We start from the raw sequence: 25,521 nt of genomic DNA on the forward strand, positions 1-25,521 counted from the left end.
TCAGCTGCTCTGCCAATTGAGCCACGTCAGCATATTTAATTTTATTTTAAAGTTTATGGTGGGCACAACAGGGATCGAACCTGTGACCCCCTGCTTGTAAGGCAGGTGCTCTCCCAGCTGAGCTATGCGCCCATAAATATGGTGGAGGAGGACGGATTCGAACCATCGAAGTCACTGACAACAGATTTACAGTCTGCCCCCTTTGGCCACTCGGGAACTCCTCCACATTCTGGAGCTGACGACAGGAGTTGAACCTGCAACCTGCTGATTACAAGTCAGCTGCTCTGCCAATTGAGCCACGTCAGCATATTTCTTTATTATGTATTATTTATCAACGAAGATAAGTATACTAAGATATGCTATTTCATTCAACCCTTATAAACACCTGTTATAATAAATTAAACGATATTTTCTCCTTATTTCTTTTAGTTTCTCTTATTTTAACACAAATATACTTGATAAAATTAATTATAAATATATAATATAACTTTTCATATATTACTGTGATTAAAATACTTAAAATATTAAACTTTAAACTAAATCTGTTTCTCTACTACTTCCATATTTATATACTCTGATAAAATATCCTTAACTTCTTCAAAATCATCTTTACTTAAATTATCTCTTAAAATCATATATGAATTTTTAATTGCACTTTCTGGATTACTATTTTTTAAAAGGTCATATAACTTTTTATAATCCTCTTTTGAAAGCTTGCTTGCTATATACATGAGTTTTGCCTTCTGAGAAAGACCTATATTATCAACTATTGACCTTCTATCTACCTTAAACACTGAAACTGCTTCCTCATCTTTTATAATCTTTTTATTAGGATTATATCTTACTCTACTTTCATCTTCCTCTTTGTGCATATAGGCATTGACTTCTTCTTCAATTTTATGCCTATAGGCTACACTTCCTTCTTTTTCAATAGCTTCTTCCCTTGTTTCTTTAGTATTATCCTTAAGACTATTTTTATTAATAATATTCTCTTCTACTTCTATGGGTTCATTCTTTTTCTCTTCTATTACTTTTTTATTACTGGAACTACTGTTTTCCACCTCTATTATAATCTCCTCATATGGATATATATCTAATGAAATTTTATTAATATATATAATAGTTGTAACCGTTACAACTGTAGATATTACAAGTAAAATATTATAGAATTTCACTTTAATTTTCACTTTTACCCCTCCTTAAGTAATCCAGTATCTTCTTTATGTTTCATTTAATTTCCATATATAATTCTCTCACTATTTAAAATTTTTATTCATTATAATAATAAAGTTGTACCTATATTCATATAAATTTAATATTGAGGAGGTGTCAGCTTGAATAAAGTTAAATCTAACTATAAAAGTAATATGGGATTTTATAATATAGCATTCTTTATAAAAGATTTTATAGATAGCAACTCTATAATAGTATGTATTGGAACGGATAGATGTATTGGAGATTGTCTTGGTCCATTAGTTGGTACTTTACTTAAGGATAAACATTTTCCATTGCCTGTTTATGGAACAATAGCTTCACCTATCCATGCCTTGAATATAGATACAAGACTTGATGAAATAAAGACTTTACACCCTCATAGCAAGATAATAGGTATAGATGCTTGTCTTGGAGATAGCTCTTCAATTGGTGAAATCCATGCCCGTGATTATCCTATACATCCTGGAAAAGGCGTCGGTAAAGTTTTACCTAATGTAGGTGATATATCTATTATTGGTATTGTAGATTCTAGTGATAATCCCGAAATATTCACCTCCAGAAGTATTCGTCTTTCCCTTGTCTTAGATATGTCCCTAGTAATAGTGAATTCACTTTTTCATGCCCTTTATATTAATAAAATCCACTCATAAATATGAGTGGATTTTATTAATATTCTTTAATCTATTAACGCTACTTCTCCGTTATCAATGGTAACATCTAACTTGTCTATATATTCTAAAACCTTTCCAGTCCCTTCAGCAACACACTCTATAGAGCTTTCTGCTATCCTTACTGGTACCTTAGTGACATGGGTTATAAGCTTATCTAATCCTCTTAATAATGCTCCTCCTCCTGTCATTAATATACCCTTTTCTGCAATATCTGCAGCTAGTTCTGGCGGTGTTTTTTCCAACACTGAATGTGCACAATCCGCAATGGCAGTTACGCATTCTTCTAAAGCCTCTATAACCTCCTCTGAGGATACTGTTATATTTTTCGGAAGACCCGTAACTAAATCTCTTCCCTTAACATCCATTGTTAAATTTTCTTCCTCATTAAAGGCTGAACCAATGGTTATCTTTAAATTCTCTGCTGTTCTTTCTCCTATCATTAGCTTGTATTTTTTTCTAATATACTTAATTATAGATTCATCAAATCTATCTCCCGCAACTTTTATTGCATCTCTTACAACAATACCTCCAAGAGATATAACTGCTATATCAGTAGTTCCTCCGCCAATATCAATAATCATATTTCCACTAGGTTTTGTTATATCTATTCCTGATCCTATTGAAGCTGCTAAAGGTTCTTCTATAAGAAATACTTTTTTAGCTCCTGCATTAATTGCAGCATCTCTTATAGCCCTTTTTTCCACTTCAGTAGCCTTACACGGAACACAAATCATGACCTTTGGTGCAGAAATTCTTCTTTTTCCACAAGCCTTTTTTATAAAATACTTCAGCATTTTCTCTGTGGTATCATAATCTGAAATTACTCCATCCCTAAGAGGTCTTACAGCTATTATATTACCTGGAGTTCTTCCTATCATTCTTCTTGCTTCCTCACCTACTGCAAGTACCTTATTTGTATTTCTGTCTATGGCCACAACAGAAGGTTCATTTAAAACAACACCTCTACCTTTTATATATACTAAAATTGTAGCCGTTCCTAGGTCAATGCCTATATCTGTTCCCATTCTCCAAAACCACATATTATTCACTCCTAAATCCCTAAATTATATAAAAATTTATATTTTTCATCATTTTCTATAAATGATTATACCTTTAAAGGGATTATCCTTCAATAGCTTTATACTTTAATTTGGTAGCTTTTCCACCTCTTATGTGTCTTTCTGACTTATTTAAGTCTAATATGGTTTTTGCTTCTTGGGCTATACTTGGGTTTATTTTAGGTAATCTTTCTGTCATATCCTTATGTATGGTACTCTTTGAAACCCCAAAGACTTTAGCAGTTTTTCTTATTGTGGCTTTAGAATCTATAATATAATTTGCTACATCAAGCACTCTTTCCTCAATGTAATCTTTCACTCTTATAACCTCCCTTAAAATAATTAATATCCTATTTAAAGTTTTTACTGTTAATTAATTAAAATTATTATTTTTAAGTTTTTTTATTAAATCAACCATCTTCCTTATGGAAAATGGTTGATTTAAAATTTTAAATTCCATGAATACTATTTTTGAGCTTGTGTTGTATACTTAACGTGCTTTAATGGATCTTCTTCATTATTATTCTTAAATACTGAGAATCCTAAATGTGATCCATACTTTTCCATGGAATAACTTATAGAGCTGTTACCAATTTTTCCAATAACATCTCCTTGCTTTACCTTTTGTCCTTGCTTTACAGCTACATTAGGATCAAGGCTAGCATATCTTGTTACTAGTCCATTTGGGTGAGTCACTTCTACATAATTTCCATAAACTCTATAGTTACTATCTACTAACTCTTTGTTGTTTTCTTTAACAACATAAATCTTTGAAACTACGCCATCTAAAACTGACTTAACTGACTTCCCAGCATCAGCCTTTATATGAATACCTGTATTAAATACAGCTTTACCAAGTTCTGTGTATTCTGGTATAGTTGAGAATCCCTTTGCTAAAGTTCCTTCTACCGGATTTATAAACTTGCCGTTGCTAGTATTAGAAACTTGCGTTGAATTCTTACCATCTTTAGCCGTGCTTACTGTAGCATTATTTTTGTTATTATTTTTTACCTCAGTAGCATTATCAACAGTTTTCTTTTCTTCTTCTGTTTTACTAGTAACTTTTTCTTTTCCATTATCTACGGAAGTCTCTTGAGCAACCTTTGGCTTCTCAGTAGAAACTCTAGCATTTTTTGCTGTAAATGCAGCTACTATAGCAACTACACATAAGCAAATGAATAATACTACGTAGAAACCCTCCCTTTTAAAGAAATTAGATGATTTGTCCTGTACTTTTTTGTCCATATGAACACCTCCATCAGTTATTTTTACCTTTTAAGTAAATTTAATACATATTTTTTGTATTTTTTTAAATTTATTTTCTATTTTTATCTTTTGAATGCTTTTATTCGAGACTTTCACCTTCAAAAATCTTATCTCTAAATAATAAATATAAGATTTGTAAAGTTCTTTATTGATTCATCTCCAAATTTACCAAGAATAAAAACTCTACCTAAAGTAATCTACTTTTCATGAATTTACCTTAGCTTATCTATAACTATTGCCATATATAGTGTTCTTTAAACCTATGATAATAAGTTAATTTTTATAGTGTTCCTTCTCTAAGATATAGGGTTTAACTGTTGAAACTTAACTTATACATAAATCTACATACTGACTAATCACAGTAAAATTTTCTAGATAAGTTAATCATTAAGGTATAACCCCTATAGCCACAGTAAAATTTAATCTTATACAAAACTCTCTTTTCCCTCATATCTAGGATTAATAAAGAAAATTTTAAGTAATAACTTAATGTTATACTTTGAAGGCTTATCTCCAAATAAACTTAAGAATAACTTCCTATAAGATTTATTAACTAAGTCTATAAAATAAATTTTTATTATAATAATCATTTATACCTAGGCATAGTATAGAAAGAGGGTTTTTACTTAGTACTTTTAAAATTTAATAAAAATGGTTTTTAAACTAAAATATAAGTTTAAAAATTAATAGTAGTCTTTTTATATTAAAATTTAGTTTTTGTAGACTTCATATAAACTAACTTTCACTTTATATAGGGGGTGCATTTCTTGAAAAATACAATACTTGTTTTAGACATAAAAAGAGTGTTAATAGTTGCGGGATTTATTATTGCTTTTATCATCCTACTTCCTCTGGCTTTAATAGGTACTAGTAAAGAAGCTAAAGAAAAAAGTATACAATTGCCTCCACAAGAAAATACCTCATTAGAGAAGGAAGAAAGTGCATTAGATATATTAAATGGGGATATAAAAGTATACATAAGTAAAGAGGATAGGATTGAAACTATTAGCTTTGAGGAGTATATAAAAGGAGTTGTCTCTTCTGAAATGCTTGTTTCCTTTGAAATGGAAGCATTAAAAGCTCAAGCTATAGCTGCTAGGAACTTTTCTTTAAATAAAATAAAATACAAATGTACTCAAGCTAAGGGTGCTGATCTTTGTGATACTGTCCATTGCCAAGTATATAAGAGCAAAGAAACTAAAATAAAAGAATGGGGAAAAAATGGAGAGGATAATTATAAGAAAATTAGCCAAGCTGTAGATAATACCAAAGGAGAGTTTATGTATTATGATAAAAAACTTGTTACTGCAGCCCAATTCTTTGCCACAAGTTCAGGTAAAACTGAAAATAGTAAGGATGTTTTTGGTGGAAATCACCCATATTTGAAATCAGTTGTAAGTCTCGGAGAAGAAGAGGCTCCTAAATATAAAAGTACAAAAACTCTAAAATTAGCTTCTTTTATAAATACTATTAATAAAGCATACCCAAAAGCTAACCTATCTAGTAAAAATATAAAAACAGCCCTATCCATAAAATCAAAAACTGAAGGTGGCTCTGTAAATGAAATTAAGATTGGTTCTGAAACCATAAGAGGAGTAGATTTTAGAAAACTATTTGATTTGAATTCTGCTAATTTCACATTAAAATTTGATAAAGATAGTGTAACTATAGACTGTTTAGGATATGGTCACGGAGTAGGTATGAGCCAATGGGGAGCCAATGCAATGGCCAAAAATGGTAGTAACTATAAGGATATACTATCTCACTATTATTCCGGAATTAACATAAAAAAAGACTATTAAAATAAAAATTAACAAACACCATCTCCTAAAAATTAAGATATGGTGTTTGTTAATACTATAAATTAACATTATTTTATCCTTTCAATATTCGCTCCTAGCTTTTTAAACTTTTCTTCTATGGAGACATATCCTCTATCAATATGATATATATCATTTATAGTTGTAACTCCATCTGCACAAAGTGCTGCTAAAATAAGAGCAGCTCCTGCTCTTAAGTCAGTAGCCTTAACATTACAACCACTTAAAGATTTAACACCTTCAATTATTGCACATCTTCCATCTATCTTTATATTAGCTCCCATCCTTTTAAGCTCTCCAGCATGCATAAATCTATTTTCAAACACTGTTTCTGTTATTATGCTTGTTCCCTTAGAAAGACAAGCAAGGCTCATAATCTGTGCCTGCATATCCGTTGGAAATCCTGGATATGGCATGGTTTTTATATCCATAGCCCTTAATCCATTATGTCCATTAACAATTATAAACTTTTCTCCTATTTCTAAAGAAGCTCCACTTTCAATAAGTTTAGCAATAACTGGTCGTAAATATTCTTCCTCTACTCCAGATATCTTAACCTTTGAATTAGTTATAGCAGCTGCTATCATATAAGTTCCCGCTTCTATCCTATCAAAAATAGGAGTATAACTTACTCCATGTAAATTCTTAACTCCAGTTATTCTTATGGTATCACTTCCTGCACCTTGGATATTGGCTCCCATCTGTATTAAAAAATTAGCTAAATCCTTAATTTCTGGCTCCTCAGCGGCGTTTTCTATTATAGTTTCCCCTTCTGCTAAAACAGCTGCCATCATAATATTTTCTGTGGCTCCAACAGATGGAAAATCTAAATATATATTATTTCCCTTTAACTTCTCTGCCTTAGCCTCCACATATCCATACCCTAAATCAATATTAGCTCCTAAAGCTCTAAATCCCTTTAAATGAAGGTCAATAGGTCTAGTACCTATATTACATCCTCCAGGAAGAGATATTTTCACTTTTCCAAATCTAGATAACATAGGTCCCATAATAAGAAAAGATGCCCTCATTTTTCTAACAAGATCTCCATCTGGTTCATCAGTACTTAATATACCACTGGTGTCTATATATATATTATTATCATTAAAACTTACCTTAGTATTCATACTACTTAATAAATCACATATTACATATACATCTTCTAATGTAGGTGCATTATTAATTATACATTTATCCCCACTTAGAATAGAAGCAGCTATAATAGGAAGAATAGAGTTTTTAGCTGCACTTATAGTTATTTCTCCTTTAAGTGGTACCCCACCTTTTATAACTAACTTATCCATATTTTCCTCCATAAAATTGTTAATAACTACATGCAATTATAGGAGTTCCTATAGTTACATATGTTCCTGAAGTATATTGGTTAACTGAAAAGTTTAAATCAACTTTTTCATTTGATATTACTTCATTTTTAAAAAAGCCTGTAAAAGCTGTTCCATAAATCGCTTTATTATCTACAGTTTTTATATTATTACTTCCTATAACTTGTAAAAATAATCTCAATTTATTACTATATGTGATTAGGTTATTATCCTCTAATTTGCCTTTTATAAAATAATATGTGCTTATATTATTATGTTTTGTATTTATAAACCTTAATATGTTATTATTTATTTGGTAAAGTTTAATATAATCTCCCTCTGATTCCACATTGATATAAACCTTACCTTGAGTCCCTAAAAATTCATCATCTATATTTAACTTAATACCATTCTCTTCTTTATATTGCTCTATATTCCTAAATAAGTCTTCTGCATCATTAACTTTAATATCACTAATTTCTATTTTCATTCCTTTTTCCACTACCTGTCCACCTAACATTGTCACCATAAATTTTAAAAATCTTTCCTCATTTATAATAAAAGATGTAGAAATCAAAACTATAAGACTTAAAATACTTAATTTTACCCTCATGTTATCCCCTCTCTTCCACCTTATATTATGACCATAAAATCCCATTTTATACTCAGTAATGTAATTACTTGTAATATAATGAAATATATTATTAATATATAACTTTTCATAAAAAGTGTGCATACACACTTAAGTTTATTTATAGTAAGTTTTTATAAATGCGTATAAAATGTACATAGATAATAAAAAGCTTGCTTTAGATAAGTTTTAAATCTTATCTAAAACAAGCTTTTATTTTATTAACTCTCTATTTACTTAATGAAAGTCTAGTTAAAGCCCTATAAAGAGATGCTTCAGCTCTTTTTATATCTACGTTATCCTTAGACTTAAGCCTCTCTTCTGCTCTCTCTTTAGCTCTACTAGCTCTTTCTCTATCTATTTCTTCTGGCCACTCTGCAGAGTCACAATTTATATATAGGTGACCCTTAGAGCTTCTTATTATTCCATTAGAAGTAAATAGTTTTTTTCTCTCACCATCTTTATTAACTATTTCAGTTACAGTTGGTTTTAATAATGTAATCATATCTATATGATTAGGCAAAATTTGAATTTTACCATCTATACTTTCTACAAAAACTTGTTTGACTTCCCCTTGAAAAACCCTCTTTTCAGGGGTTATTATATCTAAGTTTAGATACTTTTCCATAAAATCACATCCTTAAAAAACTATTCAGCCATTAACTTCTTAGCTTTTTCTACCGCTTCCTCAATAGTTCCAACAAATAAGAATGCTGATTCTGGTAAATCATCATACTTTCCTTCTAGTATCTCTTTAAATCCTCTTACAGTTTCTTTAACAGGTACAAACTTACCTTGCATTCCAGTAAATTGTTCTGCTACTGTAAATGGCTGAGACAAGAACCTCTGAATCTTTCTTGCTCTAGATACAACTTGCTTATCCTCTTCTGATAACTCATCTACACCAAGAATAGCTATTATATCTTGAAGCTCTTTATATCTTTCAAGAACATTCTTCACTTTATTTGCAACATCATAATGCTCTCTTCCAATAACTCTTGGATCTAAAATTCTTGAAGTTGATTCAAGTGGTTCTACCGCTGGATATATACCAAGCTCTGCTATAGATCTTGATAGAACTGTTGTAGCATCTAAGTGGCTGAATGTTGTAGCTGGTGCTGGGTCTGTTAAGTCATCTGCTGGAACATATACCGCTTGAACTGATGTTATAGATCCATTTTTAGTAGAAGTAATTCTTTCTTGAAGAGCTCCCATTTCAGTTGCAAGAGTTGGTTGATAACCAACAGCACTAGGTATTCTTCCAAGTAAAGCTGAAACTTCTGAACCTGCCTGAGTAAATCTAAATATATTATCTATAAATAAAAGCACATCTTGACCCTTATCTCTAAAGTATTCCGCCATAGTAAGTCCTGTTAAAGCAACTCTCATTCTTGCTCCAGGTGGCTCATTCATTTGACCAAATACTAAAGCTGTTTTTTCTATAACTCCAGAATCATTCATTTCATGGTAAAGATCATTACCTTCTCTTGTTCTTTCTCCAACTCCTGTAAATACAGAAAGTCCACCATGCTCTCTAGCTATATTATTTATAAGCTCTTGTATAAGAACTGTTTTACCAACTCCAGCTCCTCCAAATAGTCCTATCTTACCACCTTTTTGATAAGGGGCAAGAAGGTCTATAACCTTTATACCTGTTTCAAACATTTCTGGCTCAACTGCTTGATCTGCAAAGGTTGGTGCTGGTCTGTGTATTGTATAAGATTTTTCTGACTTAAAATCCCCTTTATCATCTATAGGCTTACCTAATACGTTAAATAGTCTTCCAAGAACTTCATCTCCTACTGGTACACTTATAGGCTTACCTGTATCTTCAGCATCCATTCCTCTTCTTAAACCTTCTGTTGACTCCATACCTATACATCTTACTATGTCATCTCCAACGTGTTGTTCTACTTCAGCTATAATAACCTTATTCTCTTCCATTTTTATTTCTATAGCATTTAATATATTAGGAAGACAATCCGATTCAAATTTTATATCTATAACAGGTCCTATAACCTGTACAACCTTTCCTATATGACCAGGCATAACTTTTTCCTCCTAACTACTTTTGTGCTTCCGCTCCACCAACTATCTCCGATATTTCTTGAGTTATAGCACTTTGTCTTATTCTGTTATATTTTAATTTAAGCTTATCTAATATATCATTGGCGTTCTTTGTCGCTCCATCCATTGCAGTCATTCTAGCAGAATGTTCACTACATTTACCACTCATCATGCACAGATAAATCTTACTCTTTAAATACATTAACATAATATCTTCAGCTATAGCCTTTGGAGAAGGTTCTATTATTAAGTCATCCTTAAATTCCGCCTCTTCTATATTTAATGGAAGAATTCTTTCTACTATTGGAAGTTGTTTTACTGGAGAAATAAATTTATTATACACAACATTTACTTCACCAACTTCTTCATTGCTATATAGCTTAATAGCATGATTAAATATAGTTCCGGATTCCTTTATAGTAGGTATGTCTGGTATCTCAACATATTCTGCTATTGTATCTATTGCAGACTTTTTAATATACCCTCTTCCCTTTTGACCTACAATTATTATAAGGGAGTTTTCTTTGTCTTCCCTTATTTTATCAATGGCAGAGGATATAATTGATCCATTATATCCTCCACAAAGCCCTGTATCTGAAGTTAAGATAATATAAAGCTTTTTATCTGATTTATTTCCTTTTATGAAAGAGTGATCCTTAGTTTCAAGGGCATTAAGTATGGTTTCTGTTGTTTTCTCTAAGCTCTCATGATACTCCTCAACTATAGCCATTTGTCCTCTACTTCTTTTTAACTTGGATGTGGCAACTAACCCCATGGCTTTTGTTATTTTCTTGGTATTAGTTACAGACTTAATTCTTCTCTTAATTGCAATAAGTCCTGCTCCTGCCACATTGTCACCTCCTCAAAGTCTAAGCTTCAAATATTTTCTTAAATTCAGCTATAGACTCATCTAATTTGGATTTTAATTCATCAGTTAAACTTCCTATTTCTACTATTGATTTTCCAAGTTCTCTATGATGCGTATCCATATATTCTAGGAATTCTCTCTCAAACTTTCTAATTCTAGTTACTGGTATATCCATTAAGTGATCATTAACTCCAGCATAAAGTATCATTATTTGTTTCTCTACTGCCATAGGCTCGTATTGATCTTGCTTTAATATCTCTATTAATCTCTTACCTTTTTCTAATCTCTTCTTTGCTTCCTTATCAAGGTCTGATCCAAATTGAGCAAAGGCTGCAAGTTCCCTATATTGGGCAAGTTCAAGTCTTAATGTTCCTGAAACTTGTTTCATAGCCTTAATTTGAGCATTTCCTCCAACTCTTGAAACAGATATACCTGCATTAACTGCTGGTTTTAATCCACCATGGAATAATTCAGCTTCAAGGAATATCTGTCCATCTGTTATGGATATGACGTTTGTTGGTATATAAGCAGTAACATCTCCTGCTAAGGTTTCTATTATTGGAAGAGCTGTTAAAGATCCTCCCCCAAGCTTTTCGGATAGTCTTGCTGCTCTTTCAAGAAGTCTTGAGTGAATAAAGAATACATCTCCTGGGTAAGCTTCTCTTCCTGGTGGTCTCCTAAGTAATAATGACATTGTTCTATAAGCAACAGCGTGCTTTGAAAGATCATCATAGATTATTAGTACGTCCTTACCCTTATTCATGAAATATTCACCCATACTACATCCAGCATAAGGGGCTATAAATTGTAGTGGTGCTGTATCTGATGCTGTAGATGCTACTACTATTGTATAATCCATAGCTCCCATCTCTGTAAGAGTGTTAACTATATGTGCCACAGTAGACTGCTTTTGACCTATCGCTACATATATACATACAACATCCTTTCCCTTTTGATTAAGGATTGTATCTAAAGCTAGAGCTGTTTTACCTGTTTGTCTATCTCCTATTATAAGTTCTCTTTGTCCCTTACCTATAGGTATCATAGAGTCAATAGCCTTTATTCCAGTTTGTAATGGTTCTTTAACTGATTGTCTTTCTATAACTCCTGGAGCTGGAACCTCTATTTCACGTACTCCTGAGGATTTTATAGGTCCCTTATCATCTATAGGATTTCCAAGGGAATCCACAACTCTACCTATAAGAGCCTCTCCAACTGGTACTTCAACAATTTTGCCAGTTCTCTTTACTATGTCTCCTTCTTTTATTCCCTTTTCTGGTCCTAAAAGAACACAACCTACGTTATCTTGTTCAAGGTTTAGAGCCATTCCATATACTCCATTAGGAAACTCTAAAAGCTCCCCTTCCATACAATCGTCTAATCCATAAACCCTTGATATACCATCACCTATTTGCACTATAGTACCAGAGTCTATGGTTTCTATTTTCTTTTCATATCTTTGTATCTCACTTCTTATAATAGAAGTAATTTCTTCTGGCTTTATATTCATACCTTTCACCTCTATTCTCTGCTCAGTGCTAACTTCTTCATCTCATCTAATTTCGATTTCACTGTACCATCAATAACATCATTCCCTACTCTAACATATAAGCCACCTAAAATAGAAGTATCTAATTCTTCTTTTAAGAGTATCTCTTTATCATACATTCTATTTAGCTTCTGCTTTAGTAGTTCTTTTTGGTTATCGTCTAAAGGAATTACACTTTTAATTAAGGCTTCAAGCTTATTGTGTCTCTCTAAATGGATTTTCTCCATTTCTATAAGCTTTTCTTTTAAATATAAAATTCTATCCTTTTCTATGAGTATAAGTAGAAAAGATAGCAATTCCTCATCTATATGATTTTTAAAAATTTTTATAAACGTTTGTTTTTTTCTGGTGGTTGTTATTTGAGGATGTCTTATAATTTGCTTAAACTCCTCACTATTTTCTATAGTATCAACTATCTCTCTTAAATCTTGTAGATACTCTTCAACCTTTCCTTTTTCTTCTGCAACTTGATAAAGAGCCAAAGCATATCTTCTGTCTAAATATTCATACATTATTAATTACCTACCTTGGCTATAAAATCATCTATAAGTCTTCTATGAGTATCCTTATCCAAGGAATCTTGTAGAGCCTTAGAGGCCATTTCTATAGCAAGTTCTATTGATTGACTCTTTATTTCGTCTTCTGCTTTATGCTTTTCTCTATCTATTTCAACTTTAGCTCTATCTAAAATAGCATCTGCCTCTTTTTTTGCATCTCCAACTATCTCATCATATAAGCTTTCTGCTTTAGTTTTATAGGTTTTAGTAAGACTCTTGCCCTGTTCCTTAACCTTTTTAAGCTCTAACTTACCATCTTCAATAAGTTTTTCTGATTGCTCTCTATTTAACTTAGCAGAATTTATATCATTAACTACTCTTTCTTTTCTACTCTCCATTATTTTCTTAACTCTATCAAATAAGAAATACTTAAGAACCAAGTAGAGAATTACAAAGTTAAATATATAAAACAACATATTAGGTGAAAATACTTCTCCCATATTATACTTATAAGCCTCCTTTCAGGCTTTTATCCGCCTATAAAATTAATAGTTAGCTACTTTACTTTATGAGTAAAGTAGCTAATTGAAACACTAATATTTACTTTAATCCTACGAAAATTAATAATATAGCTACTAGTAATCCATATATAGCTGTTGCTTCTGCGAAACCAGCACCTATGATTAATGCAGATGTTATCTTACCTGAAGCCTCTGGTTGTCTTGATATTCCCTCAACTGCCTTACCAGTTGCATTTCCTATTCCTATTCCAGCTCCTATTCCTGTGAAAACAGCAAATCCTGCTGCTAATGCTGACATTCCTAATACAAAATATTGATTCATAAATAATTCCTCCTTAAAAGTTTATGTTTTAATTTTAATGCTCTACTGTTAATTTAATATTTATCATTGTTAACATAACAAATATAACCATTTGAATTGTTCCATCAAAAATATCAAAATAAAAATGTAGTGGAACTGGTATACCAATCTGTGCAATCCATGTTGCATGACCTAGTGCTTCATATAAAAGATCCATTATTATGGTTGCTGAAAGCATATTTCCAAATAATCTTAAACTTAAAGATATAGGAAGCATAATTCTTTCCATAATATTAAGTGGTAACATAAAAGCAAAAGGCTTAGCATACCCTGTAAAATAATGTATTATTCCTAATCTCTTAATTGCATAAGCTTGAATTACTATAAAGCTTATTGATGCTAAACTAAGTGCAACAGTATAATCTTTTGTTGGTGGTGCTACCCCAAATAGTCCTGTCATATTCATAGATAATAAATATATAGCTAAGGCTCCTATGAAAGGTACAAAACCTAAAAACTCTTCTCCCATATTTTGAGATACAACCTTTGTAACAGTTTCAACAAATAGTTCTGCAACATTTTGTTTTTTATCTGGGATTTCTTTCAAGCTTCTAGTTAACCATACTGAAACTAAGGCTATCAGTATAATTATCACCCACTGTATCACTAAGTAGGGGGTAATATTAAAGGTTAATCCTCCAATATTAAAGGAATAAAAATTTTCTACTGCTCCCAAACACTCACTTCCCCTCTTAATTTATTTTTTAATCTTGATAGCATATAAAATAATTGCAATAAAATGGCTTACTACACCTATTATATATACTATCAAGTAATATTTATTATATGTAAAAAGAGTTATTCCTATTAAACATATAATAGAACTTCTTAAGAAAAGGCTTATTAAATTTAAAATTGGACTTTTGGCTTTTTTACCTAGCATATAGTCTAATACCAATGAGTTAACAATAAAATTTAATAATCCTACAATTAGGCCTAATATAAATACAAATGAATAATTTAAATTATATAATATAGCTATTATTATGGAAGTTATGAAAGCTAACATAATATCATATTTCATAACCACTCTTATAAGATCTCTTACCTCTTTTTGCATTTTGTACCCCTCATTCTGTTACTTGTACATTATATAATAGCTTATCCAATGAATAAAACCTAATATTCGTTGATATTTCTCGTTATTATCCAATTTGTCCTCATTTTAAGTATTTTTTAGTACGATTAGTCTAAATATCTCTATGGCATTCATGTTTACATTAGTTGCAAATATTTTGAGTGATGATTATTCATTTATCTGAAAATTTTATTTTTGATTTCCTCATTTTTTTTCTTTCATTTCCCTATATTTTAATATATCAGTCCTATTAAAACGTTTTTCAATCCAATTTTATGGTTTTTTTTAAAATTGTTTAATTAACATTACAATATAGTGTTGCATAACTTTTATGTAAATTATGCAATTTTTTTATTTTATTTCATGTATAAGACTACCTATATACCGTATTATGATGATTTTATACTACTTTTCTGTGTATAATATATGTTTTTTTTGAATAAATGATTAATATATATTTAAGTTTCCCCAAAGTAATAGGCTTATTCTTAAGAATAAAGAAAAAATATAACCTTAAACTCCTAAAAAGAAATTTAAGGTTATATTTTTTTACTAATGTATAAGAGATGTATATTAGCTATTACTTATTATCTTTCAACTATAAGAGCTGTTCCCATTCCTCCACCTATACAAAGAGTTGCTAGTCCCCTCTTAGCATCCTTTTTCTTCATTATGTGAAGTAACGTAACTAAAATTCTAGCTCCTGATGCTCCTATAGGATGTCCAAGAGCTATTGCTCCACCATTTAGATTAACTTTTTCCATATCTAATTTTAAATCTTTAGCTACAGCTAAACTTTGTGCTGCAAAAGCCTCATTAGCTTCTACTATATCTATATCTTCAATACTAAGATTAGCTTTCTTTAAGGCTTCCCTTGAGGACGCTACAGGACCATACCCCATGATTGATGGATCTAACCCTTTTGATCCATAAGATACTATTTTAGCTAAAGGTGTTATATTAAGTTCTTCAACCTTTTCTTTGCTCATAACTACCACTGCTGCTGCACCATCATTTATACCAGAGGCATTGCCCGCTGTAACTGTTCCATCTTTTTTAAAGGCAGGTCTTAATTTACCTAACTTTTCTAAACTTGCCCCAAACTTAGGATACTCATCTGTATCAAAAACTATAGGTTCTCCTTTTCTTTGAGGAATTACTACTGGAATTATCTCTTCTTTAAATTCTCCATTTTTTATAGCTATTTCAGCCTTTATCTGAGATTCTACTGCAAATTTATCTTGTTCCTCTCTAGATATGTTCCATTTTTCTGCTATATTCTCTGCTGTCATCCCCATATGATAGTCATTGAAAGCATCCCATAGTCCATCTTTTATCATTTCATCTACCATGGTGCCATTTCCCATTCTTTGTCCCCATCTTGCACTATCAAGAACAAAAGGAGCTCTTGACATATTTTCCATACCTCCTGCAACTACTACATCACAATCTCCTGCAAGTATCATTTGAGCTGCAAGGCTTACAGCTCTAAGTCCTGATCCACAAACCTTATTTATTGTCATGGCAGAAACCTCTTCTGGAAGTCCTGCTTTTATAACAGCTTGTCTTGCGGGATTTTGTCCTAAACCACTTTGAAGAACATTTCCCATTATAACTTCGTTAACTTCTTCACCTTTTACCCCTGCTTTATTTAATGCTTCTTTAATAACTAAAGCTCCTAAATCTACTGCTGGAACATCCTTAAGACCTCCTCCAAATGAGCCTATAGCGGTTCTAACTGCACTAACTATAAATACCTCTTTCATTTATTTAACCCCCATTGTTTGATTTTTTTATGATTCCTATGTTATATTTGATATTTTTTTAACATACAACGATATTATTTATAGGCATATTTCTACACCTATAGATTATTTAAAATTATTTTTATGTTTTAAATATTGAGAAAATTCCTTTTTTAATAAGAGAGTTAAGTCTATACTTAACTCTCTTATTAATTATATCACTTAATTTATTAAATTAAAATAGTCAAACCAATAAATTTACTCATTTATGTATTTAACTTGAAACTCTTCTACTTCTTCTTTATATCTTCCGTAATACTTAAGTATAGCATCACAAATTCTTCTAGACGCTAATCCATCTCCATAAGGATTTATTGCTTTACTCATAGCCTTATAAGCTTCTTCATTATTTATTAATGAGTTAGCTTCCTTTACTATAACATTAACATCTGTTCCACAAAGTTTCACAGTTCCAGCCTTTACAGCTTCTGGTCTTTCTGTTACATTTCTTAGTACTAATACAGGCTTTCCAAGATGAGGTGCCTCTTCTTGAAGTCCACCTGAATCTGTCATAACCATAAAACATTTATCCATAAGATTATGAGTTTCCTTTGTATCTAATGGAGATAATAAATGAACTCTTTCATGTCCACTTAAATGCTTATAAACCACATCTTTTACCACTGGATTTAAATGCACTAAATAAACTAATTCTACATCTTCATTTTCTTCAACTATAGTTTTTAGTGATTTACATATATTTTCTATACCTTCTCCCCAGTTTTCTCTTCTATGGGCAGTAACCATTATGACCTTTTTATTCTTATAATCTATTTTATTTAATTCTTCATTTTCAAATATATAATTATCTTCAACAGTAACCTTCATTGCATCTATAACCGTATTACCAGTTATATAAATATCCTCTTCTTTTACCCCTTCTCTTAAAAGATTATTTTTAGAACCTTCTGTTGGAGCAAAATGTATATCTGCAAGAGACCCTGTTAATTTTCTATTCATTTCTTCCGGGAATGGAAAATACTTATCAAATGTTCTAAGTCCCGCCTCAACATGCCCTACCCTTATTTGCTTATAGAAGGCTGCTAAAGCTCCTCCAAATGTAGTTGTTGTATCTCCATGAACAAGTATCATATCTGGTTTTACTTCTTCAAATATTTCTTCTAATCCTTCTAAGACCCTACTAGTAATCCCAGTTAAGCTTTGTTTATTTTTCATTATGTTTAAATCAAAATGAGGTTTTATAGAAAACAGTTTTAACACCTGATCAAGCATCTCCCTATGCTGAGCAGTTACACATACTAAGGATTCTATTTCCTCTCTACTCTCAAGTTCCTTAACTAGAGGTGCCATTTTTATGGCCTCAGGTCTTGTTCCAAATATAGTCATTACCTTAATTTTATCCATTACGATCCTCCTGATTTTTAATCCTTCTTTTTAAAGAAGCCACATTTCCAAGCTATAAGCACTATTATTAAAATTACAACTGCTAATAAAAAGTAAGATCTTTTGGTACTTATCTGCATAGCCAGTATTGCAATGGCTCCAAGGCAAGCACTTATAAGGTACATTATTATAACACTCTGTCTTTGAGATAAACCTAAATCTAAAAGCCTATGATGTAGATGTCCCCTATCTGCTCCCATAATAGGTTTTCCATTTACTTTTCTTCTTATCATAGCAAATATTGTATCATATATAGGTAATCCAATGGCAAGGATAGGTACTGCTACTGCAAAAGCTGTAGCTGACTTTACCGCTCCCTCCATCGAAATAGCTGCAAGTAAAAAACCTAAAAGCTGTGCTCCCGCATCCCCCATAAATATCGATGCAGGATTAAAATTATATGGTAAAAAGCCTAAAATGGCTCCTGATAATATTGCTGTAAGTAAAGCTCCATTGCCTCTATCTGCAATTATAGCCACAATATATATTGTTACAGAAGATATAAATCCTATACCAGCTGCAAGTCCATCAAGCCCATCTATTAAATTTAAAGCATTAGTTATACCAACTACCCACACTATTGTAAAAGGTATAGATATTAATTTTATATTTAACATTTCCGTTCCTAAATTTTGAAAAGGATTTGTAATATATTTTATGTATACTCCATTAAATATTAAAACCAATGTGGCAACTACTTGAAATAAAAGCTTTTGCCAAGGTTTTAATTCTTTTATATCATCTATGACTCCTCCTACAAGTATAATAAAGGCTCCAATAAGAATTCCTATTTCTCCTCTTGAAAGTATCCTTGGATTTAAAAGTACTACTATAGCAAAAGCTATAAATATAGCCACTCCTCCCAAAAGCGGAATTGGTTTTTTATGTATCTTCCTTGGATTCTTCGGAACATCTACCGCATTAACTTTAAAAGCTATTTTCTTTATAATAGGAGTTATAGAGAATGCTATTAGAAAGGCAATTATAGCTAAAGTAAAATCTTTCATACACTCTTCTTCCTAACTATCTAATTTATTATTCCTCTTTATAGTTATTTAAATGGATAACTTCAATCCATTCAGCATCTTTAAAAAAGTCATATTCTGCCCTATATTCTTCAGCATAAACAACTCTAGTAATCCCTGATGCTATAATAACCTTCTGACATTCCATACATGGTTCTGCAGTAATATATATTGTAGCACCTTCTCTTTCTTCTCTTGATGATTCAATTATTGCATTAACCTCTGCATGGATGGTTCTTCTACAATGATTATTAAGCATTAAGCAACCTTCATCATCACAATGATCTAAAGAAGACGGGCTTCCATTATATCCTGTAGACTTTATTCTCTTATCTTTTACAATTATAGCACCAACCTTTTTTCTTGGGCATGTGCTTCTATCTTTCACCTTAAATGCTATATCCATAAAATAAGTATCCCAATCTTTTCTCATATACCATCTCTCCTTTAGTTCCATAAGCTAATCTTATAATATAAATGAAATATTGTCTCTATTACCATAACCTATATAAACTTGTAATGAATTATCTTTGTATTAAACATATGATTCAGTAAACTTTCTTCTTTTATAACAATCATATCTAAGATACTAAATATTCTTAGTAAAATATTTTTCATTAAAGAAATTTTATTTATAATAACTACTGTTACTGGCTTATTATAGTATAAAGGTAGTCTTATTAATAAAATATATATTTTTATATTACCACAGTCTTTATAAATATAAAAATATATACCGATACTTAATTCATATGGAATTTTTTCCCTTTCTAAACTAAACCTTAACTTAAAATAGTAAATTTTTTCTCTTATTTTAAGTTTTAATTTATATAGGGTATATAATTCTAAAGTCTCAAATAAAAGTAAACCAAACCATCATGTAGTAAAGGTTTAAACCTACTAAATATTTAAATTATACCCCAATTATATAACAAAGTAAACTAAGAAGAGATTACAATATATAATCAATTTCTAAAGAAAATTATACTACAAAATAAGTATTTAACAACTTTATATAACAGTGTAATTTTCACATTAAACTTAACCACTCCTATTTCCCACATATAAGCAAAATAGGAGTGGTTAATATCCACCCCTATTTCAAAGCCATAGCTCATAAACTATTTAGTTCCGAATAATCTATCTCCTGCATCCCCAAGTCCTGGTACTATATATCCTTGCTCATTTAATTTCTCATCTATAGCAGCTGTATATATATCAACATCTGGGTGCTTATCCATAACAACTTTTAATCCTTCTGGAGCTGCTAAAAGAATCATAAGCTTTATATTCTTTGCTCCCTTTTGCTTAAGTAAAGTTATAGCATCAGCAGCTGATCCTCCTGTTGCAAGCATTGGATCTACCACAATTATATCTCTCTCATTTATATCTTGTGGTAACTTACAGAAATACTCAACTGGTTGAAGAGTTTCTTCGTCCCTATATAACCCTATATGTCCAACCTTAGCAGCTGGTATTAACTTAAGCATACCATCAACCATTCCAAGTCCTGCTCTAAGTATAGGTACTATAGCAAGCTTCTTTCCTGCAAGCATTCTACACTTAGTTTTACATATTGGAGTTTCTATTTCAACCTCACTCATTTGTACATCTCTTGTTACTTCATAAGCCATAAGCATAGCCACTTCTTCAACAAGCTCTCTAAAATCCTTAGAACCTGTATTCTTATCCCTTATGAAAGCTAATTTGTGAAGTATTAATGGATGTGCTATTTGTGTTACCTTACTCATTATAAATTCCTCCTAATTCAACCAACTATTATTATTTAGAGTATTTAATCTCTATATCTGTTATTTTATTAATTCTTCTTATGTGTCTATCTCCTTGAAACTTTGCATTTAAAAAAGTATCAACTATATCTAGTGCAAGTCCAGGGCCTACCACTCTTTCTCCTAATGCTAAAATATTAGCATTATTGTGTTCTCTTGTTGCATGAGCACTAAAAGTATCAGAACATAATGCTGCTCTTACTCCCTTAACCTTGTTTGCAGCAATACTTATTCCAATTCCTGTTCCACATATGAGTATTCCAAAGTCAAAATCCTTATTTGAAACCTTTTCTCCTACTGCTAAGGCTATATCAGGATAGTCACAAGACTCTTCTGAATATGTACCAAAATCCTTAACATCTATGCCTTTTCCTTCTAAATGTTTTATTATTTCAGACTTTAACTTAAATCCACCATGGTCACTTCCAATTGCGATTTTCAAAACATACACCTCCTAAAATATCTGAATATTATAAAAAAGAAGATACCGATATTATCCCCTAATATCTTTATCTTCTTTTATCTTCTTTATTAATAAATCTATGGACTCTAAAAGTGAGTTATAAGTCTTTTTATAAATAGCTTCATTGCCACCGTATGGGTCTAAAACATCACCCTCTACGCCGACATACTCATTTAAAGTAAATATCTTACTATCCATATCTTTAAAATTATATTTTAATACATCTCTTATATAAGAGGTCATAGTTAAAACTAAATCAACTTTTTTTAGCATATCTTCATCTAACTGAATAGCTTCCCTGTTAGTTATAGATACCTTAAGATTTTCCTTAACTAAGGTGGTTGAATGCTGAGAAGCCCTTGTTTTAGGAACTATTAACAAGCCCCTAGATAAGGCCATTACATCATTTATATCACACATTGAATTAAATATAGCTTCTGCCATGGGACTTCTACATGTGTTACCCGTGCATACAAATAATACTCTCATTTTATTCCTCCTTAAATTTCTATTATGTGAAAACCTGCTGATTTATTTAATCTATTCATTATAGCAAGACCTATACCTTCTTCACTAAAAGCTTCACTTAAAATCACATCAACTTCTATTTGATCAAAGGCTCTTAAAGTAGAAAATAAATTTTTAGCTATATCATTCATATTATTTCTACTTCCAAGGGATATAATTTCTCCAGATTTATAAAGTGCTTTTGTTTCATCTGTTGCTATTATTCCTACAGTCTTATTATTATCTATATAATTTTGCACCATTTCATTTATTTTTTCAATAGTTTTTTGTAAATCTCCCTTAATTATTTTTACAGGAGCCTTTGGAGCATAGTGTCTATATTTCATTCCTGGAGCCTTTGGCTTAAAATCCGCTTTTGGTTTCTCCATTATGGCAGGATCTACATATATACTATTATCAACCTCTTTTAGCTGTTCTAAAGTTATTCCACCAGGCCTTAATACACAGGGAGGCTCTACAGTACAATCTATTATTGTAGATTCAACTCCAACCTTACTACTGCTTCCCCCTAATATTCCTTCAACTTTCCCTTTCAGATCCTTTATACAAGTTAAAACATCTGTAGGACTAGGTTTTCCAGATATGTTAGCAGATGGAGCTGCTATAGGTACTCCTGATTCTTCTATAAGTTTTAATGCTATTTCATTATCTGGCATTCTTATGCCTATGGTTTCAAGGCCTGCACTAGTCTCCATTGGAACTATAGGTTTCTTCTTTAGAATTATGGTTAAGGGACCTGGAAAAAATCTCTTCATTAACTCTTTTGCAACTTTTGGAACCTCTTCTACTAAATTTTCTATGTTAAAGTTATTAACATGAATTATTAATGGATTATCTTGAGGTCTTCCTTTTGCTTCAAATATTTTTCTTACTGCTGATGAATCTAAAGCATTTCCTCCAAGACCATAAACAGTTTCAGTTGGAAAGGCTACAATACCACCTTTTTTTATTATGTCTCCACACTTATTAATTCCATTTATATCTATGTTACTATCTTCCATGATAAATACCTTAGTATCCATAACCTTTCCTCCTCATCTACATTACATTTACTAAAACTAATCCTAAGGTTACTCCTAATAGCACACTTATTGTGTTTATTATACTATTATTTAAATTATTTGATTCAGGAATAAGTTCTCCAAAAACAACATACATCATTATTCCTGAAGCTAAAGCTAAGCATATTCCAAGAAAAACTTCTGATACATTTCCTATAAACACCCCTATTAAAGCTCCTAAAGCTGTTGGAAGAGCTGTAATAAATACATATAATATTATCTTAAATATATTTTTATTACTAGCTATTAAAGGTACAGTTACTGCAAGGCCCTCTGGTACATCATGAAGAGCTATTATTATACTGGTTTTAACTCCTAGACTTTTACCGCTTAAAAAGCTACATCCCATTATTATCCCTTCTGGAAAATTATGTAGCATTAATCCTAAAGCCGTTATAAAAGCTATCTTAGAATAAGACTCCTTATTATGGGCTGCTTTTTCTATAAGGTATATTATAAGCATGCCTAGGATGTAAAATACTAGGGTATATAAAAACCCTCCTTGTTCTATAGCTTCTGGTATTAGGTCAAAAACCACAACTGATAGCATAAGTCCTCCAGCAAAAGCCATAGTAGATGCTATAAACTTCTTTGATGGATTTTTAATAAAAGTCCCAATAGAAGCTCCCATCATAGTCCCAATAAGGGATATAAGGGAGCTTAATAATACAATCCAAAAAAAACTCATAATCCTATCCCCCTCTCACCTTATTTTATTTAAGTAAGAGGAACTTTATGATTATATAAGCTCTTTTTGTTTTCTTGAAATTTTTATATTTTCTATGGAATCCTCTGTAAACTCTGCCTTAACACAATTTCTATACATGGTATCTAAAAGAAGATACTTTTTCAAGCCCCCTTTTTTTACCATTATATAGTAATATGTAATTTCTGGGTTAAGCTTTTTTAGTTTAAGATACTTTTCCCCTACATAAGGATGTCTTTTCAAAAAATCTTTTCCTACGGGCCTTATTTTTTTATTTCTAAACTTCACTGTAGTTATAAATATTATGGACATTTCTTCCTTAGTTCCTTCTGTATGAACTAAAACTACCTTATCACATAACATTTTATAACTTCTATTTAGAATTCCTTGATTAATGGTTAGCTTATTATTACTACAGTGAAATTCTAACTTTTCTATATTTGTTTTTACAAAAACAGCTAACAAAATTACCAGTTCTGTAATTGCTAAATAAACAACCAAAAACCAGTTATTATTTAATCCCACTAAAAACAAGACAATAGGCAAAGCTAAAAAAATAAAGCACATAGTAAGCACAAAGTTTTTAAATTGTTTTTTCTGCTTTTTTACGGCTTTATCAATATACATTGACCACCTCTAAACTCTTAAAAATTATAAGGATTCAGTGTTTCCCATAGCCTTCATCTTTTCTGCCTGATCAGCAGTAATTAATGAATCTACAACCTCATCTATGTCACCATTCATAAAAGTTTCTAACTTATATAAAGTAAGTCCTATTCTATGATCTGTAACCCTTCCTTGAGGATAGTTGTAAGTTCTAATTCTTTCACTTCTATCTCCTGTACCAACCTGACTTCTTCTGTCTTCTGCTATAGCTGCATTTCTTTCAGCTTCTGCTTTTTCATATAATCTAGCCTTTAATATCTTTAATGCCTTTTCTTTATTCTTAAGCTGTGATTTTTCATCCTGACAAGATACAACAATTCCTGTTGGAAGGTGAGTCATTCTTACTGCGGAGTCAGTTGTATTAACACACTGTCCTCCATTCCCTGATGCTCTAAAAACATCTACTCTTATATCATTTGGGTTTACATCTATTTCTACATCATCAACTTCTGGAAGCACAGCAACTGTAGCTGTTGATGTATGAATTCTACCACTTGATTCAGTATCTGGAACTCTTTGTACTCTATGTGCTCCACTTTCGTACTTAAGTCTTGAATAAGCTCCATTTCCCTTTATCATAAATACAACTTCTTTAAATCCACCGATATCTGTTTCATTAGAAGACATTAATTCAACCTTCCATCTTTTAGTCTCAGCATATCTTGTATACATTCTAAACAGGTTAGCTGCAAATAAGGCTGCCTCATCTCCACCAGCGCCACCTCTAACTTCTACAAATACGTTCTTAGAATCGTTAGGATCCTTTGGTAGAAGTAATATTCTAAGATCATCTTTAAGCTCTTCTTCTCTTTGAGAAAGAGACTTAATTTCTTCTTGTATCATTTCTTTTAGTTCTTTATCACTTTCCTCTGAAAGCATATCTTTATTAAATTCTAAATCTTCTTCAACTTTTTTAAATTCTCTGTACTTTACAACTACTTCTTCTAAATCTGAATGTTCCTTACATAACTTTTGCCATTCCTTTTGATTAGCCATTATGGTTGGATCACTAATTTTCATAGAAAGTTCGTCATATTTTGCCTCTATAAAATTAAGCTTCTGTAACATAACTCAATCACTCCGTATCCATATTTTCATAGTTTATAATTATATCATAATATTATTAATATTTTCAACTAATTTATATAC

At 31.2% G+C, this 25,521-nt stretch carries 28 protein-coding genes and 3 tRNA genes; 2 read left to right on the top strand and 29 right to left on the bottom strand.

Annotated elements, in window-relative coordinates; all coding sequences use genetic code 11:
* Positions 1-56: 56 nt before the first annotated feature.
* The 4 genes from BR69_RS0107275 to BR69_RS0107290 all read right to left on the bottom strand — a co-directional run bounded on the left by BR69_RS0107275 (position 57) and on the right by BR69_RS0107290 (position 1,187).
* A tRNA-Val gene (locus tag BR69_RS0107275) sits at positions 57-132 on the bottom strand.
* 7 nt (positions 133-139) lie between these two features.
* Positions 140-224: transfer RNA gene (locus tag BR69_RS0107280), tRNA-Tyr, on the bottom strand.
* 6 nt (positions 225-230) lie between these two features.
* Positions 231-306 (bottom strand) — tRNA-Thr (locus BR69_RS0107285).
* 230 nt (positions 307-536) lie between these two features.
* A complete protein-coding gene (locus tag BR69_RS0107290; RefSeq protein ID WP_027632595.1) occupies positions 537-1,187 on the bottom strand; it encodes a hypothetical protein in 651 nt (216 codons plus the stop codon).
* A gap of 147 nt (positions 1,188-1,334) precedes the next feature.
* Here BR69_RS0107290 and yyaC point away from each other — a divergent pair, with 147 nt between their 5' ends.
* On the top strand, positions 1,335-1,865 hold the full coding sequence (gene yyaC / locus BR69_RS0107295) for a spore protease YyaC (RefSeq protein WP_027632596.1): 531 nt from the start codon (positions 1,335-1,337) through the stop codon (positions 1,863-1,865).
* Between the two features lie 26 nt (positions 1,866-1,891).
* Here the strand turns inward: yyaC and mreB are convergent, their stop codons facing one another.
* The 3 genes from mreB to BR69_RS0107310 form a co-directional block, all read right to left on the bottom strand.
* Positions 1,892-2,926: a rod shape-determining protein gene (mreB, locus tag BR69_RS0107300; protein WP_027632597.1), complete on the bottom strand. Its 1,035-nt coding sequence runs from the start codon at positions 2,924-2,926 to the stop codon at positions 1,892-1,894.
* A gap of 82 nt (positions 2,927-3,008) precedes the next feature.
* A complete protein-coding gene (gene spoIIID / locus BR69_RS0107305) occupies positions 3,009-3,263 on the bottom strand; it encodes a sporulation transcriptional regulator SpoIIID (protein WP_027632598.1) in 255 nt (84 codons plus the stop codon).
* Between the two features lie 146 nt (positions 3,264-3,409).
* Positions 3,410-4,189 carry a M23 family metallopeptidase gene (locus tag BR69_RS0107310; RefSeq protein WP_027632599.1) on the bottom strand — a complete coding sequence of 260 codons (780 nt, stop codon included), beginning with the start codon at positions 4,187-4,189 and terminating at the stop codon, positions 3,410-3,412.
* Positions 4,190-4,977: 788 nt separating this feature from the next.
* On the opposite strand from BR69_RS0107310, the gene spoIID reads away from it, so the two are divergent.
* A complete protein-coding gene (gene spoIID / locus BR69_RS0107315) occupies positions 4,978-6,012 on the top strand; it encodes a stage II sporulation protein D (protein WP_027632600.1) in 1,035 nt (344 codons plus the stop codon).
* A 68-nt stretch (positions 6,013-6,080) separates the two neighbouring features.
* Here spoIID and murA read toward each other — a convergent pair whose 3' ends face one another.
* The 22 genes from murA to prfA form a co-directional block, all read right to left on the bottom strand.
* Complete coding sequence (gene murA / locus BR69_RS0107320) at positions 6,081-7,334, bottom strand: UDP-N-acetylglucosamine 1-carboxyvinyltransferase (RefSeq protein ID WP_027632601.1); 1,254 nt, start codon at positions 7,332-7,334, stop codon at positions 6,081-6,083.
* Positions 7,335-7,353: 19 nt separating this feature from the next.
* Positions 7,354-7,965, bottom strand: coding sequence for a YwmB family TATA-box binding protein (locus BR69_RS0107325; protein ID WP_027632602.1), 612 nt, complete (start codon positions 7,963-7,965; stop codon positions 7,354-7,356).
* Positions 7,966-8,212: 247 nt separating this feature from the next.
* The gene (locus BR69_RS0107330) at positions 8,213-8,611 is read right to left on the bottom strand and encodes a F0F1 ATP synthase subunit epsilon (protein ID WP_027632603.1); all 399 of its coding nucleotides are present in this window, start codon (positions 8,609-8,611) and stop codon (positions 8,213-8,215) included.
* Positions 8,612-8,631: 20 nt separating this feature from the next.
* Positions 8,632-10,032 (bottom strand): F0F1 ATP synthase subunit beta, encoded by a 1,401-nt coding sequence (gene atpD / locus BR69_RS0107335; protein ID WP_027632604.1) that lies wholly within the window; start codon positions 10,030-10,032, stop codon positions 8,632-8,634.
* A 16-nt stretch (positions 10,033-10,048) separates the two neighbouring features.
* Positions 10,049-10,900 (bottom strand): ATP synthase F1 subunit gamma, encoded by an 852-nt coding sequence (atpG, locus tag BR69_RS0107340; RefSeq protein ID WP_027632605.1) that lies wholly within the window; start codon positions 10,898-10,900, stop codon positions 10,049-10,051.
* A 19-nt stretch (positions 10,901-10,919) separates the two neighbouring features.
* Entirely contained in the window at positions 10,920-12,428 is a 1,509-nt protein-coding gene (gene atpA, locus BR69_RS0107345) for a F0F1 ATP synthase subunit alpha (protein ID WP_027632606.1), read from the bottom strand.
* An 11-nt stretch (positions 12,429-12,439) separates the two neighbouring features.
* Entirely contained in the window at positions 12,440-12,979 is a 540-nt protein-coding gene (locus BR69_RS0107350; protein WP_027632607.1) for a F0F1 ATP synthase subunit delta, read from the bottom strand.
* A gap of 2 nt (positions 12,980-12,981) precedes the next feature.
* A complete protein-coding gene (locus BR69_RS0107355) occupies positions 12,982-13,464 on the bottom strand; it encodes a F0F1 ATP synthase subunit B (RefSeq protein ID WP_034849530.1) in 483 nt (160 codons plus the stop codon).
* 100 nt (positions 13,465-13,564) lie between these two features.
* Complete coding sequence (gene atpE, locus BR69_RS0107360) at positions 13,565-13,807, bottom strand: ATP synthase F0 subunit C (RefSeq protein ID WP_027632609.1); 243 nt, start codon at positions 13,805-13,807, stop codon at positions 13,565-13,567.
* Between the two features lie 34 nt (positions 13,808-13,841).
* On the bottom strand, positions 13,842-14,522 hold the full coding sequence (locus BR69_RS0107365; RefSeq protein ID WP_051623531.1) for a F0F1 ATP synthase subunit A: 681 nt from the start codon (positions 14,520-14,522) through the stop codon (positions 13,842-13,844).
* Positions 14,523-14,543: 21 nt separating this feature from the next.
* Positions 14,544-14,906 carry an ATP synthase subunit I gene (locus tag BR69_RS22450; RefSeq protein WP_027632611.1) on the bottom strand — a complete coding sequence of 121 codons (363 nt, stop codon included), beginning with the start codon at positions 14,904-14,906 and terminating at the stop codon, positions 14,544-14,546.
* 605 nt (positions 14,907-15,511) lie between these two features.
* Complete coding sequence (locus BR69_RS0107375; RefSeq protein WP_027632612.1) at positions 15,512-16,690, bottom strand: acetyl-CoA C-acetyltransferase; 1,179 nt, start codon at positions 16,688-16,690, stop codon at positions 15,512-15,514.
* A 237-nt stretch (positions 16,691-16,927) separates the two neighbouring features.
* A complete protein-coding gene (gene wecB, locus BR69_RS0107380; RefSeq protein WP_027632613.1) occupies positions 16,928-18,094 on the bottom strand; it encodes a non-hydrolyzing UDP-N-acetylglucosamine 2-epimerase in 1,167 nt (388 codons plus the stop codon).
* Positions 18,095-18,111: 17 nt separating this feature from the next.
* Positions 18,112-19,140: an MraY family glycosyltransferase gene (locus BR69_RS0107385; protein ID WP_027632614.1), complete on the bottom strand. Its 1,029-nt coding sequence runs from the start codon at positions 19,138-19,140 to the stop codon at positions 18,112-18,114.
* A 28-nt stretch (positions 19,141-19,168) separates the two neighbouring features.
* Complete coding sequence (locus BR69_RS0107390) at positions 19,169-19,591, bottom strand: deoxycytidylate deaminase (RefSeq protein ID WP_027632615.1); 423 nt, start codon at positions 19,589-19,591, stop codon at positions 19,169-19,171.
* 688 nt (positions 19,592-20,279) lie between these two features.
* On the bottom strand, positions 20,280-20,909 hold the full coding sequence (gene upp, locus BR69_RS0107400; protein WP_027632616.1) for a uracil phosphoribosyltransferase: 630 nt from the start codon (positions 20,907-20,909) through the stop codon (positions 20,280-20,282).
* A gap of 31 nt (positions 20,910-20,940) precedes the next feature.
* Positions 20,941-21,390 (bottom strand): ribose 5-phosphate isomerase B, encoded by a 450-nt coding sequence (gene rpiB, locus BR69_RS0107405; protein WP_027632617.1) that lies wholly within the window; start codon positions 21,388-21,390, stop codon positions 20,941-20,943.
* A gap of 51 nt (positions 21,391-21,441) precedes the next feature.
* On the bottom strand, positions 21,442-21,900 hold the full coding sequence (locus tag BR69_RS0107410) for a low molecular weight protein arginine phosphatase (protein WP_027632618.1): 459 nt from the start codon (positions 21,898-21,900) through the stop codon (positions 21,442-21,444).
* An 11-nt stretch (positions 21,901-21,911) separates the two neighbouring features.
* Positions 21,912-22,961, bottom strand: a complete 1,050-nt coding sequence (locus tag BR69_RS0107415) for an L-threonylcarbamoyladenylate synthase (RefSeq protein WP_027632619.1) — start codon at positions 22,959-22,961, stop codon at positions 21,912-21,914.
* Positions 22,962-22,977: 16 nt separating this feature from the next.
* Positions 22,978-23,688, bottom strand: coding sequence for a ZIP family metal transporter (locus BR69_RS0107420; RefSeq protein WP_034849532.1), 711 nt, complete (start codon positions 23,686-23,688; stop codon positions 22,978-22,980).
* 51 nt (positions 23,689-23,739) lie between these two features.
* Positions 23,740-24,333 carry a hypothetical protein gene (locus BR69_RS0107425; RefSeq protein WP_027632621.1) on the bottom strand — a complete coding sequence of 198 codons (594 nt, stop codon included), beginning with the start codon at positions 24,331-24,333 and terminating at the stop codon, positions 23,740-23,742.
* Positions 24,334-24,357: 24 nt separating this feature from the next.
* Positions 24,358-25,440 (bottom strand): peptide chain release factor 1, encoded by a 1,083-nt coding sequence (prfA, locus tag BR69_RS0107430; RefSeq protein ID WP_027632622.1) that lies wholly within the window; start codon positions 25,438-25,440, stop codon positions 24,358-24,360.
* Positions 25,441-25,521 lie beyond the last annotated feature (81 nt).

This window comes from Clostridium hydrogeniformans DSM 21757 (assembly GCF_000686705.1).
Taxonomy (GTDB): Bacteria; Bacillota; Clostridia; order Clostridiales; family Clostridiaceae; genus Clostridium_Z; species Clostridium_Z hydrogeniformans.

Coding starts and splice junctions, on each gene's coding strand:
- BR69_RS0107420 (WP_034849532.1), bottom strand. CDS start 23,688: ATGAGTTTTTTTTGGATTGTATTATTAAGCTCCCTTATATCCCTTATT.
- wecB (WP_027632613.1), bottom strand. CDS start 18,094: ATGGATAAAATTAAGGTAATGACTATATTTGGAACAAGACCTGAGGCC.
- upp (WP_027632616.1), bottom strand. CDS start 20,909: ATGAGTAAGGTAACACAAATAGCACATCCATTAATACTTCACAAATTA.
- atpA (WP_027632606.1), bottom strand. CDS start 12,428: ATGAATATAAAGCCAGAAGAAATTACTTCTATTATAAGAAGTGAGATA.
- BR69_RS0107330 (WP_027632603.1), bottom strand. CDS start 8,611: ATGGAAAAGTATCTAAACTTAGATATAATAACCCCTGAAAAGAGGGTT.
- mreB (WP_027632597.1), bottom strand. CDS start 2,926: ATGTGGTTTTGGAGAATGGGAACAGATATAGGCATTGACCTAGGAACG.
- prfA (WP_027632622.1), bottom strand. CDS start 25,440: ATGTTACAGAAGCTTAATTTTATAGAGGCAAAATATGACGAACTTTCT.
- BR69_RS0107325 (WP_027632602.1), bottom strand. CDS start 7,965: ATGAGGGTAAAATTAAGTATTTTAAGTCTTATAGTTTTGATTTCTACA.
- BR69_RS0107310 (WP_027632599.1), bottom strand. CDS start 4,189: ATGGACAAAAAAGTACAGGACAAATCATCTAATTTCTTTAAAAGGGAG.
- BR69_RS0107375 (WP_027632612.1), bottom strand. CDS start 16,690: ATGAAAGAGGTATTTATAGTTAGTGCAGTTAGAACCGCTATAGGCTCA.
- BR69_RS0107410 (WP_027632618.1), bottom strand. CDS start 21,900: ATGAGAGTATTATTTGTATGCACGGGTAACACATGTAGAAGTCCCATG.
- atpE (WP_027632609.1), bottom strand. CDS start 13,807: ATGAATCAATATTTTGTATTAGGAATGTCAGCATTAGCAGCAGGATTT.
- BR69_RS0107425 (WP_027632621.1), bottom strand. CDS start 24,333: ATGTATATTGATAAAGCCGTAAAAAAGCAGAAAAAACAATTTAAAAAC.
- BR69_RS0107390 (WP_027632615.1), bottom strand. CDS start 19,591: ATGAGAAAAGATTGGGATACTTATTTTATGGATATAGCATTTAAGGTG.
- BR69_RS0107350 (WP_027632607.1), bottom strand. CDS start 12,979: ATGTATGAATATTTAGACAGAAGATATGCTTTGGCTCTTTATCAAGTT.
- BR69_RS0107355 (WP_034849530.1), bottom strand. CDS start 13,464: ATGGGAGAAGTATTTTCACCTAATATGTTGTTTTATATATTTAACTTT.
- BR69_RS0107385 (WP_027632614.1), bottom strand. CDS start 19,140: ATGAAAGATTTTACTTTAGCTATAATTGCCTTTCTAATAGCATTCTCT.
- atpD (WP_027632604.1), bottom strand. CDS start 10,032: ATGCCTGGTCATATAGGAAAGGTTGTACAGGTTATAGGACCTGTTATA.
- BR69_RS0107415 (WP_027632619.1), bottom strand. CDS start 22,961: ATGGATACTAAGGTATTTATCATGGAAGATAGTAACATAGATATAAAT.
- murA (WP_027632601.1), bottom strand. CDS start 7,334: ATGGATAAGTTAGTTATAAAAGGTGGGGTACCACTTAAAGGAGAAATA.
- BR69_RS22450 (WP_027632611.1), bottom strand. CDS start 14,906: ATGCAAAAAGAGGTAAGAGATCTTATAAGAGTGGTTATGAAATATGAT.